This window comes from Streptomyces sp. NPDC048751 (assembly GCF_043198595.1).
In the GTDB taxonomy this organism is placed as follows: Bacteria; Actinomycetota; Actinomycetes; order Streptomycetales; family Streptomycetaceae; genus Streptomyces.
The window spans coordinates 69,344-81,439 of record NZ_JBICUX010000008.1 but is presented as its reverse complement, the minus strand read 5'-3'; the positions used below and the strand labels follow the sequence as shown (position 1 = coordinate 81,439).

Sequence of the window (12,096 nt, the reverse complement as noted above, 5' to 3'; positions counted from 1 at the left end):
ACGGAGTCTCCCTCCCCCGCACGACGGTGAGCAGGTGCGCCCCGCACTTCACTGATCCCCGTAAGCCGCCCGCAGGGCATCCCGCACAGCGGCCAGCGCCGCGTCCTCCCCGAGCCCCAACCGCCGCGCCCTCTCGGCGTAAGCCTGCGCGGCCAGCGCGGCCTCACGCTCCGCCGCCGACCCCACCGCCGCGACGAACGTCCCGTTGCGCCCCCGCGTCTCGATCACCCCGTCGCTCTCCAGCGCCCGGTACGCCTTGGCGACGGTGTTCGCCGCCAGCCCGAGCGACTCGGCGAGCCCCCGCACCGTCGGCAACCGGTACCCGACCGGCAGCGCCCCCGACCGCGCCTGCTCGGCGATCTGCGCCCGCACCTGCTCGTAGGGCGGTGCGCTGTCCTTGATGTGGATCTTCAACGTCACGGACTGATTCTCCCGTACCCGCGGGAAAATGGGAGGCACCCGAACACGCCCCCCACGTAACGTGCGCCGTCATGACCGTCATCGTGCGCGACCTGCGCCCCGAGGTACCGACCGACGCCGAAGGCTTCGTCAGAGTCCGGCGGCTGGCCCTGCCCTTCATGGTGACCACCCCGGAGTCCGTGGTCCACCACCTCACGCACGCCCACCCCGAAGCCCGCTTCCGCCAGCTCCTCGCCGAGGCCGACGGCGAGATCATCGGCACGGCCCAGGTCGGTCTCGCCCACGACAGCCCGGAGCCGGGCCGGGGCTTCGTGAACGTGTACACGCATCCGGAGCACACCGGGCGCGGCGCGGGCACCCTCCTGGCCCGGGCCGGTGCGGAGTACCTGAGCGGGCTCGGGGCGACCCAGCTGTTCACCTGGGTCCTGGACGAGCCGGGCAATCGCGCCTTCGCCGAGCGGCACGGCTACCAGGCCAGCCGCTCCGCGCACTTCCTGCGCCTCGACCTGACGAACGGCACACTGCCGCCGCTCCAGGACGCCCCGCCCGGTGTCGAGCTGCGCACCGCCGCCGACTTCGCGGACGACCCTCGTCCGCTGTTCGAACTCGACGCGGAGACGACCGCCGACGAACCGAGCGACGTCGGTGCCGAGTTCACGGACTACGAGGCCTGGCTCGAGGCGACCTGGAAGGCCCCGCTGCTCGACCTCGACCTGACCACGGTGGCCGTCGTCGACGGCCGTCCCGCCGCCTTCACCCTGGCCCACACGGACGGCGTCACCCGCTACTCCAGCGGCATGACCGGCACGGCGCGCGCCCACCGCGGCCGGGGCCTGGCCAAGCTGGCCAAGATCCACTCCCTGCACCGCGCCCGCGCCCGGGGGTACACGGACGCGTACACCGGCAACGACACCGGCAACGACCCCATGCTCGCCATCAACAAGTGGCTCGGCTACCAGATCTGCGCGACCGAGGTGCGCTTTGCCCGTGAACTCGTCTGACCCCGCCCCGCTCATCGACGTCGTCCTCGTCAAGGCCGGCCGTACGAAGATCCGCTACCCCGCGGAACTGCTCCGGGACGACGGCACGCGGATCGTCGTCCGCGCGCCCTTCGCGGGCGGCGCCGTCCGCGACTTCGGCTTCGTCCGCTTCGAGCCCGGTGACGTCTTCACGGAGTACTACTGGCGGGACCGCTGGTACGCGGTCATGGAGGTGCGCGATCCCGACGGCGTGCTCAAGGGCTGGTACTGCGACATCGCCCGCCCCGCCACCCTCTCCGGCAGGGAGCTGGTCGTGGAGGACCTCGACCTGGACCTGTGGCGTTCCGCCGACGGCACGGACGTACGACGGCTGGACGAGGACGAGTTCGAGGAGAGCGGCCTCACGGAGACGGACCCGGAGGCCGCGGCCGCGGCGGTGGCCGCGCTCGACGAACTGGAGGCACTGGCGCACGGGAAGGACTTCGAGGCACTGCTGGCGTAAGCCGAGGGGGCACTCTTGACGTGAGCCGAGGGAGGCACTCCTGGCGCAAGCCGAGGGGGCGCCCTCAGACCGTCGCCACCACCGCATACCGCTCGTCCTCCACCGCCTTCCCCCACAACCGCGCGTCGTGCGCCAGCGGCTCCACGCGCACGTCCTCGGCGAGCGGGGCGAGCAGTGCGGTGAGCCGGTCGGCGGGTATGCCGACGGGGCTGACCGTCCCCCACACCCCCTCGACCAGGACGAGCCGCCCTCCCGGCCGCACCAACCCGCGCCAGTGCCGGAGCACGCGGGCCGGGTCGGGCAGCGTCCACAGGACGTGCCGTACGAGCACCACGTCGAAGAGCTGCTCGCCCACCGGCGGTGCCGCGGCGTCACCGCACAGGAACACCGCGTCACGGCCGACGAGCTTGGCGCGGGCGAGGTCCACCATGGCGGGCGACAGATCGACTCCGGTCACCCTGTGCCCGCGCTCGGCGGCGAGGAGCGACAGGCTGCCGGTACCGCAGCCGAGGTCGAGGACGTCGCAGGGGTGCTCCGGAAGCCAGGCCCGGAGCCGATCCGCCCAGGCGGCGCGCACCATCGGGTCGCGCAGACCGTGGTCGGGCTCGTCGTCGAAGGTGATGGCCAGGTCGTCCCACTCCACACGCACCGCATTCATTCCGTCACTGTCGTCACTCATGCGGCAAGGGTGCCAGCCACCACTGACAACCGGCTGAACCCCCGAATCCACAGCCTAATCGTGACAACCGCCACTGACAGAACAGTGGTGGATGAGGAACCCTCCCGGAAAGGGTCTACCTCCGTGAAAGCGCGGAACCCGGTAGCCCCTGAAGGAGGCAGCCATGCGCCGCATGACAGTGCAGAAGCCCCTGAAGAAGACGGAGAGCCGCCGGGTCCGCGAGGAGGCCGAGGAGCGCCCCGCCGGGCGCCCCGAGGTGCGCAAGGACATCGCACGCACCTGGTGGCCGGACGGCTGACCCCATGAGACGGGTCAGTTGAGTCGCTTGCGGTAGTGGATCCGGTCGTAGGGCCCGTCCACGCGACGCTCCACGACCTCATAGCCGTACTTCGGGTAGATCTTCTGGTTCTCCCACATCATCGCGTTCGTGCAGAGCCTGACTTCAGGCAGCCCCGAGGCCCGCGCCCGCTCGTCCACGAACCCCAACAGCCGCCGCCCGACGCCCTTCCCATGGGCGTCGGGCCGCACGGCGATGCTGTCGAGGAACAGGTGGTCCTCCAACTCCTCCACCACGACCTCCACGTCGGTCATGCTCAGCACCGTACCTACCTGAGCCCAGCCTGAGCCCTCCCTTAACGCGACCATAAGGATCTCCCCCACCCGCCCTCAGCAGGCGATTTCGCGGTTCCCCGGGGCTAGTTTCGTCTCGCCCCTCCCGTATCGGAGCCGTCGAGGAGTCCCCGCATGCCCGCATCCCGCAAGGTCGCCGCTGTCGCCGTGCTCGGCGCCGTCCCGCTCGCGCTCGGTGTGTCGGCCGCCGGGCCGGCGTCCGCGCACGGGTCGATGGGGGATCCGGTGAGCCGGGTCGCGCAGTGTTACGGGGAGGGACCGGAGAGCCCGAGGTCGGACGCGTGCAGGGCGGCGGTCGCGGCCGGTGGGACGCAGGCGCTCTACGACTGGAACGGCGTGCGGATCGGTGACGCGGGCGGGCGGCACCGGGAACTGATACCGGACGGCAAGCTGTGCAGCGCGAACAACGCCGAGTTCAAGGGGCTCGACCTGGCCCGCGCGGACTGGCCCGCGACCGGCGTGCACAAGGGCTCGTACACCTTCAAGTACCGCGTGACCGCCCCGCACAAGGGCACCTTCACGGTGTACGTCACCAAGGCCGGGTACGACCCGACCAGGCCGCCGGCCTGGGACGACCTGGACCTGGCACATCCCGTGGCGACGGCCGTCGACCCGGTCGCGGCGGGCGGCTTCTACACGTTCTCCGGCACGCTTCCCGAGCGCTCCGGCCGGCACCTGCTGTACGCGATCTGGCAGCGCTCGGACAGCCCGGAGGCGTTCTACTCCTGCTCGGACGTGTCCTTCGGCGGAACCGATCCTGCGGACGGCGGCTCCGCCCCGGCCGCCAGGATCCCTTCCACCCCATCCGCCCCTTCCGCTTCCGCCCCCTCCGACGACCAGATCGAGGCAGGCGCCGACAAATCCACGATCGAGCACGGCGGTCACGGCGGTCACGGGGACGACGCCCGTACGTCGGTGAAGCCCACGGCGACGACCGCGGCGGACACCGCCTCGGCGAACGCCCCCTCAGCGGCCGGCGCCGCCAGCCTCGCAGAGACCGGCGGCGACGGCAGCACCCCGTACCTCGCCGTCGGCGGTGCGACCGCACTCACGCTCGGCTCGGCGGCGCTGTTCGCGTCAGTGCGCCGACGTGCGGTGAGCGGTGGTCGGCGCGGTCGCTGAACGGACTCCGGGGCCTGACCGGCGGCTCAGGTCGGTCAGGCCCCGGCGATGCGCGCCCGTCGGTCAGTCGACCACCGACGCGCAGGTGGTGGCGGTGGCGTGGGCCGGGTCGAGCGCGTTGGCCACCTCGTGGAAGGCGATCCGGTCGGTGATGCCGATCAGCGCGTGCTCGGACAGGTCGAGCGGGCACAGGTCCTGGATCAGGACGTTCTTCACGTCGGGCCCGCTCAGGAACTGCGTCCGGTACGGCGTGACCACCTCGTCGTACTGAGTGGCGATGACCGTGTAGTGGACGCCGGGCACGGTGTCGCCGCCCGCGTTGAGCCGGGTCATGAAGTCGGACCCGACGATCTGCTGGGCGAGGGCGGGGGTGGCGGCGGTGAGCAGGTCCTCGGCGCCGGGGAAGTACGGCAGCAGCTTGGTGAGGCCGGACAGGGTGGTGCCGTGGTTGTTGGGGGCGATGCCGACGAGGGCGTTCACCTTGGCGGCTCCGCCGAGGAACTTGAGGTAGTAGCGGGGCATCATGCCGCCCTGCGAGTGCCCTACGAGGTCGGCCTTGGTGGCACCGGTGGCGGCGAGCACCTTGTCGACGAAGGCGGACAACTGCTCGGCCGACTTGTCCATGGGGCCGAGGGCGTGGAAGAACGGCACGCCGGGCAGCTGGCCGTAGTCGAGGGAGAAGACGCAGTAGCCCCGGTGCTCCAGGTACGGCGCGAGGGCCAGCCAGTTGTCGACGGAGTTGGCGAGGGTGCCGTGGACCAGGACGACGGGGCGGGGGTGGGCGGCGGAGGGCTTGCAGGAGTAGTCGTTCCAGCCCGTGCTGATGGCGGTGTTCGCGTGGGTGGCGGTGGCGGGGACGGTGACGGCGGCGGCGGCGGTCAGCAGCAGCACGGCCAGGGATCTGAGCGCTCGTTTCCAGGGCAGCATCGGGTGATCTCCTTGCGGCTCAAGGGAGTGCGACGGCTCTACGCCCTGTGACCCGGATCACGAGGATGCTGTTCTCTCGTCAAGTTACGGACGAGTAGCTGACAGGGGAAGTTACGCGTCAGTAAAAACTTCCGGCGACAGGCACCAACCCCCGAGGCACCTGACGAACCATCACCAGGTGGGCCTGATGGGCCCGTAGGGCGCGATGCGCAGCAAGTTCTCGCGCAACTCCCGCACTTGCCCCTCCCCCAGCAGCTCGCCCCACTCCCGCACCACCTCCGCGGCCGCCTCCTCCGCCGCCCTCGTACAGGCCCAGCCGCGTTCGGTCAGCACGATCAGCCGCGCCCGCGCGTCACCGGGATGCGGCCGCCGTTCCACGTACCCCTTGCGCACGAGCTCGTCCACGAGTTGGCTCGCCGCCTGCTTGGTCACCCCGAGATGCGTGGCGAGGTCGGTGACCGTCGCGCCGTCGGGGGCCAGCCTCGTGAAGGCGAATCCGTACGCGGGCCGCCCCTCGAATCCACGCGCTTCGACACCGTCATGGATGCGTTGCGTGAGCCCACTGGCGGCGGCGAGCAGGGCGGCGGTCAGGGCCAGAGCCTCGGAGTTCTGCACCCCCGCATTGAAACACCCTTGACGTATTGGTCAAGCACCTTGACCATATAGTCAACCTGCTTGACCATTTGATCCCAGGAAGGCCCCACCATGCCCGTAGTCCGCTCCTCCGAAGCCGTCGTCCACGAGATCCACGGCGCCCGCTTCATCGCGTATGCCAACCCCCTTACCGGCAGCAAGGAACTGTGCGCCTGGCGGGGCGAGATCCCGCCGGGGACGAAGGCGCCCGTGCACACCGTCAACCGGGAGGAGATCTTCCATCTGCTCGTCGGTGAACTGGTCCTCACGCTCGACGGCCGCGCGGAGCGGATCAGGGCCGGCGACACGGTCATCGTCAACCCGGGCACGGCCCTCGGCGTCGAGAACCCGACCGATCACACGGCGCTGTCCTGGGTCACCACGTCCATCGGCCTGGAGGCGGTGCTGGCCGACGGAACGCGGATCACTCCCCCGTGGGCCAACTGACCCTGTCGGCCACGAGTTCGGAGCGGATCAGCTCCAGGAGCCGACCCGTCCAGTTGCGGCCGCGGTCGTCGCGGGTGTCCCTCCAGTACGGGGATTCCTCGTAGCCGGTGTAGCTGAGTCCGGCGTCGCCCGTGGAGAGGAGGATCTCCGCGAGTTCGGGGTGCTGGGTGAACTTGGCGCGGAGCAGGCCGGCCATGACGGCGAGGCGTACGGCCGGCCAGTCGTCCCTGCGGGCGGCCCGGCCGCCCTTTTCCTGGGCCTCGTCGGCACTCGGGGTGTCTCGGACGGCGGTGCGGTCGGCCTCGCCGGCCGTGGACAGGGCCCAGTAGCCGTGCAGGACGGAGGGGTAGGTGTCGCCGGCGTAGCGGATCGGGGCGGGGAAGTCGTTGCGCAGGGCGGAGATGCCGGGGTCGGCGGGGCGGCCGTTCGGGAAGTGGGTCCGGTGCAGGACGACGGCCGGGCGCCCCGGCCCCGTCGGGTCGTCCGCGCGCCATACGGCCCGCTGTTCCCGCTCCTGCGCTACGGCCTCGTCCCCGCGCCGGAAGTAGTCCAGCGCTTCCTCGTGCATCTCGGCCGTCACCACGGGACCGTCCCCGTCGGCCCGTTCGCCGATCTCGGTGACCAGGATGCGCAGGGGACGGTCCTGGAGATCCATGTCGCCGAGGCAGTAGACGCGTCGGTGCGGCGGAATGGCCAGGTAGGCGTCCCGGAGCAGGGTCCGGTTGTCCTCGGTGGGCGCCTGCTGGAAGCGGCGGATCGCCTCCCAGCAGCGCTCGTCGGTCCGCGGGCGGCCCGCCAACTCCTCGATCCGGTCGGCGACTTCGAGGAGGAAGCCCTCCGGGGTCAGCGGTTCCGGGTAGCGGGAGTCCCACTTGTTCTCGGGCGGCTCATGGGGAGGCGCCGCCGGGTCCGTGACCGCGATCCGGCCCGACTCCAGCATGCGCTCCAGGCCCGCCAGGTCCGTCGACCGCCCGCAGGCGATCCTGCCGTCGGCGAAGACGACCAGGTCCTCGACGGAGTACAGGTCGGGCAGCAGCTCGTGACGCCGCCAGACATGGCACCATGTGCCGTCGATCTTCTCCCCGTCCACCGTCCGGTACGTCGGCCCCCGCCATGTCATGGGGTGACCCTATGTCATGCGCGGCCGGTACGCCGGGGCGCCGGCATCCTCACGCCGCCAACGCTCCCGGCTTCACCGCCCCCGGCCCGAACCTCGCTCGCGCGCGGTCCGCGGCCTGTTCGAGGCGGCGCAGCTTGTCGTCGGTGGGGTCGAAGGTGAGCTGGTGGGCGGCCTGTTCGGCGGGGGCCAGGCCCTCCGCGCGCAGGGCCATCGCGCGGACGCGGGCGCGCTGGAGGCCGAGGGCCTCGTACATGCCGTACGCCGTCCTGGTCAGCGCGGCGGAGTGCGCGGTCGGTTCCTTGAGGGTGCGGCTGCGGGTGGTGGTGGAGCGGTCGGCGTAGCGCACGGTGAGGGTGAGGGTGCGGCAGATCTTCTCCACGGCGCGCAGCCGGCTGCCCAGTTCGTCGGCGGCGGAGAGCAGCGCGCGGCGGTGCCGGTCGGGGTCCAGCTCGTCGCGGGGGAAGGTGCGTTCGGCGACGAGGGAGCGGGAGACGGCGTTCGGTACGACCCGGCCGCGGTCGATGCCGTTCGCCTTCTCGTGCAGCTCGCGGCCGGTCTTCGCGCCGACCAGGCGCTGGAGCGTGGACAGGGGCGCGGCGGCGACCCGGCCGAGGGTGTCGAGGCCGTAGTCGCCCAGTGTGCGGGCGGTCGCGGTGCCGACTCCGGGCAGCGCGGCGACGGGCTTCCCGGCGAGGAACTCCGCGACGGCGTCCTCGGGGACCGCGCAGGTCGTCCCGGGCCTGGCGTCGCGCAGGGCAACACGAGCCGACATCGGTCCGGGTCCCGCGCCGATCAGGCAGTCGACCCCGTACAGCGCGAGAGACCGTACCCGGATCATGGACGCCAGCTCGACGGCGTCGCGTCCGAAGTACCGTTCGGCGCCGCGCAGATCGGCCAGCGCCCCGTCCGGCGGCAGCGCCTGGACGACGGGCGTGAAGTCCTCCAGGAGCCCGAGCAGTCTGGGCAGGGCGGCCTCGTACAGCGGAGGCAGCTGGAAACGTACGCAGAGGATGGTCATCCCGCACTCCCCGGACTCTGGTGCCACAACTTCCGTACTTTCGCGGGCTCTTCGCCCGCCGGACGCAGATCGGCCCAGGGGTGCATCTCGTACCCCGTGGGCATGCGGATCGTTCGGGCCGCCGCCGGTTCGCCGTCCCCGGGCCCCTCCGGGGCGGGCTCCGCCAGCCGGGCCGCCACCTCGTCGAGGCCGCCCGCGACGCGCAGTTCGACCAGTTCGGCGAGGTTCCAGGCGGCGGATCCCACCACGCTGAGGCTGCGCGGGCCCCGGCGCTGGACCACTCCGCGCACCAGCAGCAGCCAGGAGTGGAAGACGGTGTGGGCGCAGGCGTCGTGGGAGTCGTCGAAGAAGGCGAGGTCGACCAGGCCGGTGCCGTCGTCGAGGGTGGTGAAGATGACCCGCTTGCCGGAGCGGATCGGTGGGGTCTGGGTGGCCGCCTTGGCGCCCGCGACCAGCACCGTCTCTCCGTGCCTGGCCTCGCGCAGTCGCCGTGCCGAGACCACGCCCAGCTCGTCGAGGAAGCCGCGGTGGTCGTCCATCAGGTTGCGGGAGGCGTCCATGGACAGCACGCCCAGCTCGGCGCTGAGCCGCTCGGCGGACGACAGGTCCGGCAGCCCGGCGGGAGCCGTCTTCTTACCGCCCGCCAGCGGGAGCTGGCCCTCGCCGCCGCCCGCGCCCCGGGCGCCCCGGTGCAGTTCGGTCAGGTGCAGTTGGAGATCACGCCGGTTGGCGCCGAACGCGTCCAACGCGCCCACCTGGGCCAGCCTCTGAGCGATCGGACGACTGGGCCGTGCCCGCTGCCAGAAGTCGAGCAGCGAGGCGTACGGCTGTCCGTCGGCGATGCGCGCGGCCTCGGCCTCGCTGATGCCGTGCACGTCGGAGAGGGCCAACCGGAGTCCCCACACCCCCGATTCAGACACCAGTTCGATACGGTGGGCGACGCCCGACTCGTTCACGTCCAACGGCAGGATCGGCACCCCGCGCCGCCGCGCGTCCGCCAGCAGCAGCCGCTTCGGGTACATCCCGGGGTCGTGCGTGAGCAGGCCCGCGTAGAAGGCGGCCGGGTGATGTGCCTTCAGCCACGCCGACTGGTACGTCGGTACGGCGAAGGCGACCGCGTGCGCCTTGCAGAAGCCGTAGCTACCGAAGGCCTCGACGATCTCCCAGGTCTGCTGAATCGTTTCTGCGCTGTATCCGTTCGCCGCCGCGCGCTGCGCGAACCAGACCCGGATCCGTCCCTGCGACTCCGGATCGGACAGCCCGCGCCGCACCCGGTCCGCCTCGCCGCGTCCGCGGCCGGTCATGATGGCGACGATGTCGATGATCTGCTCGTGGAAGACGACGACTCCGTACGTCCCCTTCAGCGGCTCCCGCAGATCGGGGTGCGGGTACCGGACGGGCGCCCGCCCGTGCCGTGCCTCGATGAACGGCCGCACCATGTCGGCGGCGACCGGGCCCGGCCGGAAGAGGGAGATGTCGACGACCAGATCGTGGAAGGTGGCCGGCTGGAGCCGTCCCACCAGGTCCCGCTGGCCCGGCGACTCGATCTGGAAGCAGCCCAGCGTCTCGGTGGAACGGATCAGTCGATACGTCGCCGGGTCGCCCTCCGCGACCGAGTCCAGGTCGATCCGCTCGCCCGTCACCCGCTCCACCTCGGCGACCGCGTGCGCCATCGCCGACTGCATCCGCACCCCCAGCACGTCCAGCTTGAGCAGCCCGAGGTCCTCCACGTCGTCCTTGTCGAACTGCGACATGGGCAGACCCTCGCCGCTGGTCGGCATGACCGGCGTACGGGCCAGGAGGGAGGCGTCGGAGAGCAGGACCCCGCACGGGTGCATGGCGACCCCGCGCGGGAGGGCGTCGAGGGCCTCGACCAGCTCCCACAACCGGCCGTACCTCTCCTTCTCCTCCGCCAGGTCCTTGAGCTCGGGCAGTTCCGCCAGCGCCGCGCGGGCGTCGCGGGCGCGGATGTGCGGGAAGGCCTTGGCGATGCGGTCGATGTCGGCCGGGTCCATGGACAGGGCCGCGCCGACGTCCCGGATCGCGTGGCGCACCCGGTACGTCTCCGGCATCGCGACCGTCGCGACCCGCTCGGTGCCGAACCGGTCGATGATCGCGCGGTAGACCTCCAGGCGGCGCGCGGACTCCACGTCGATGTCGATGTCGGGCAGGACCACCCGCTCCTTGGACAGGAAGCGCTCCATCAGCAACCCGTGCTCGATCGGGTCGGCGTGCGCGATGCCGAGGAGGTGGTTGACGAGGGAGCCCGCGCCGGAGCCGCGCGCGGCGACCCGGATGCCCATCCCCCGCACGTCGTCCACGACCTGGGCGACCGTCAGGAAGTAGGAGGCGAAGCCGTGGTGGGCGATGATGTCCAGCTCGTGGTGCATCCGCTCCCAGTACTCACGGCGCCCGTCGTAGCCGCGCAGCACCATCCCGGCCGCGGCCCGCGAGGCCAGCGCCCGCTGGGCGGTGCGGTGAACGGCGCCGACGAGGTGCGGCTCGGGGAAGTGGACGGTGCCGATGCCGAGGTCGTCCTCGGGGTCGACCAGGCACGCGGCGGCCGTGGCCCGGGTCTGCTCCAGCAGGCGGTGGGCGGTGTCACGCCGGTAGCCCGCGGCCTCGACGACCCGCTCGGCCACGTGCAGCATGGCGCCCGCGTCCTTCAGCCAGGCCTCACCGGAGTCCAGCCCCTTGGTGGGGTCGACCGGGACCAGCCGGCGGGCGGCGTCCAGGACGTCGGCGACCGGGCCGAGGCCGGGGTCGGCGTACCGGACGGCGTTGCTGAGCACCGGCCGGATCCGCTGCTCGGCGGCGAAGCCGACGGTGCGGGCGGCCAGGCGCAGGGAACCGGGCCCTGTGCCCTCGCGGCCGTGCCAGACCACTTCCAGGCGCAGGGCGTCGCCGTGGACCTCGCGCCAGGGGGCGAGGAGCTTCGCGGCGCGGTCCGGGCGCCCGGCGGCCAGGGCCCGGCCCACGTCGGAGTCGGGGCCGAGCAGGACGGTCAGGCCGTCGCCCCTGTTCCGAGCCCAGGGCAGCAGCGGGGTGCCCTCGCTCTCGTGCGCCGCCGTGACGATCCGGCACAGGTCGGCCCAGCCGCGGGCGCCGTCCCGGGCGAGGAAGGTGACCCGGGGTGTCGACTCGTCGATGAAGGCACCGCCGCGCACGGGGGTACGGCGCCTTTCCCGTCGTACGTCACCTTCCTGGCGTACGGGCCCGGCGACCGCCAGGTCCACCCCGAACAGTGGACGGACGCCCGCCTTCGCGCAGGCCTTGGCGAAGCGGACCGTGCCGGCGAGGGTGTCGCGGTCGGTGAGGGCGAGGGCGTCCATGCCCCGCTCGGAGGCGCGCTCGGCGAGGCGCTCCGGGTGCGAGGCCCCGTACCGCAGGGAGAACCCGGAGACGGTGTGCAGATGCGTGAATCCCGGCACACGCACCTCCCGCAGCCGTGAGCCCCACCGGACTCTCGAACATCAGTTCCCTACTCTCCGACCCCCACCATACCCTCATCCCGAACATCTGTGCGACATCTGTTCGAGCACGTCCCACCTGCGCAAACACCCGACTACCCAGACCGTGAGGACGTGACGCGGACCGCAGGTGCGGTACGGTCGGCGG

Annotated in this window: 12 protein-coding genes and 1 pseudogene; 5 read left to right on the top strand and 8 right to left on the bottom strand. The window is 72.0% G+C overall.

What is annotated here, in order from left to right; genetic code table 11:
* Nucleotides 1–48: 48 nt before the first annotated feature.
* On the bottom strand, nt 49–420 hold the full coding sequence (locus ACGFNV_RS25235; protein ID WP_393625263.1) for a GntR family transcriptional regulator: 372 nt from the start codon (nt 418–420) through the stop codon (nt 49–51).
* A 71-nt stretch (nt 421–491) separates the two neighbouring features.
* Here ACGFNV_RS25235 and ACGFNV_RS25230 point away from each other — a divergent pair, with 71 nt between their 5' ends.
* Complete coding sequence (locus ACGFNV_RS25230; RefSeq protein ID WP_393625262.1) at nt 492–1,421, top strand: GNAT family N-acetyltransferase; 930 nt, start codon at nt 492–494, stop codon at nt 1,419–1,421.
* A complete protein-coding gene (locus ACGFNV_RS25225; protein ID WP_393625261.1) occupies nt 1,402–1,902 on the top strand; it encodes a DUF402 domain-containing protein in 501 nt (166 codons plus the stop codon). Before ACGFNV_RS25230 ends, ACGFNV_RS25225 begins: the two co-directional genes overlap by 20 nt.
* A 64-nt stretch (nt 1,903–1,966) precedes the next feature.
* Here ACGFNV_RS25225 and ACGFNV_RS25220 read toward each other — a convergent pair whose 3' ends face one another.
* On the bottom strand, nt 1,967–2,581 hold the full coding sequence (locus ACGFNV_RS25220) for a class I SAM-dependent methyltransferase (RefSeq protein ID WP_393625260.1): 615 nt from the start codon (nt 2,579–2,581) through the stop codon (nt 1,967–1,969).
* A 163-nt stretch (nt 2,582–2,744) separates the two neighbouring features.
* On the opposite strand from ACGFNV_RS25220, the gene ACGFNV_RS25215 reads away from it, so the two are divergent.
* Entirely contained in the window at nt 2,745–2,879 is a 135-nt protein-coding gene (locus tag ACGFNV_RS25215; RefSeq protein ID WP_133929265.1) for a hypothetical protein, read from the top strand.
* A gap of 14 nt (nt 2,880–2,893) precedes the next feature.
* On the opposite strand, the pseudogene ACGFNV_RS25210 reads toward ACGFNV_RS25215, so the two are convergent.
* Nucleotides 2,894–3,157 (bottom strand): annotated as a pseudogene (locus tag ACGFNV_RS25210) (GNAT family N-acetyltransferase); the annotation flags it as partial.
* 168 nt (nt 3,158–3,325) lie between these two features.
* Between ACGFNV_RS25210 and ACGFNV_RS25205 the strand changes: the two are divergent.
* Nucleotides 3,326–4,333 carry a lytic polysaccharide monooxygenase gene (locus tag ACGFNV_RS25205; protein ID WP_393625259.1) on the top strand — a complete coding sequence of 336 codons (1,008 nt, stop codon included), beginning with the start codon at nt 3,326–3,328 and terminating at the stop codon, nt 4,331–4,333.
* Between the two features lie 63 nt (nt 4,334–4,396).
* Here the strand turns inward: ACGFNV_RS25205 and ACGFNV_RS25200 are convergent, their stop codons facing one another.
* Nucleotides 4,397–5,260: an esterase/lipase family protein gene (locus tag ACGFNV_RS25200; protein ID WP_393625258.1), complete on the bottom strand. Its 864-nt coding sequence runs from the start codon at nt 5,258–5,260 to the stop codon at nt 4,397–4,399.
* A gap of 171 nt (nt 5,261–5,431) precedes the next feature.
* A complete protein-coding gene (locus tag ACGFNV_RS25195) occupies nt 5,432–5,875 on the bottom strand; it encodes a MarR family winged helix-turn-helix transcriptional regulator (RefSeq protein ID WP_393625257.1) in 444 nt (147 codons plus the stop codon).
* Nucleotides 5,876–5,965: 90 nt separating this feature from the next.
* Between ACGFNV_RS25195 and ACGFNV_RS25190 the strand changes: the two genes are divergently transcribed.
* A complete protein-coding gene (locus tag ACGFNV_RS25190) occupies nt 5,966–6,340 on the top strand; it encodes a cupin domain-containing protein (RefSeq protein WP_393625256.1) in 375 nt (124 codons plus the stop codon).
* Here ACGFNV_RS25190 and ACGFNV_RS25185 read toward each other — a convergent pair.
* From ACGFNV_RS25185 to ACGFNV_RS25175, 3 genes are read right to left on the bottom strand one after another with little or no spacing between them, the layout of a single operon-like run.
* Nucleotides 6,318–7,460 carry an NADAR family protein gene (locus tag ACGFNV_RS25185; protein WP_393625255.1) on the bottom strand — a complete coding sequence of 381 codons (1,143 nt, stop codon included), beginning with the start codon at nt 7,458–7,460 and terminating at the stop codon, nt 6,318–6,320. The genes ACGFNV_RS25190 and ACGFNV_RS25185 overlap by 23 nt on opposite strands.
* Nucleotides 7,461–7,509: 49 nt before the next feature.
* Nucleotides 7,510–8,478: a hypothetical protein gene (locus ACGFNV_RS25180; protein WP_393625254.1), complete on the bottom strand. Its 969-nt coding sequence runs from the start codon at nt 8,476–8,478 to the stop codon at nt 7,510–7,512.
* Nucleotides 8,475–11,909, bottom strand: a complete 3,435-nt coding sequence (locus ACGFNV_RS25175) for a DNA polymerase III subunit alpha (protein WP_393625253.1) — start codon at nt 11,907–11,909, stop codon at nt 8,475–8,477. The genes ACGFNV_RS25180 and ACGFNV_RS25175 overlap by 4 nt, the downstream gene beginning before the upstream one ends.
* Between the last annotated feature and the right edge of the window lie 187 nt (nt 11,910–12,096).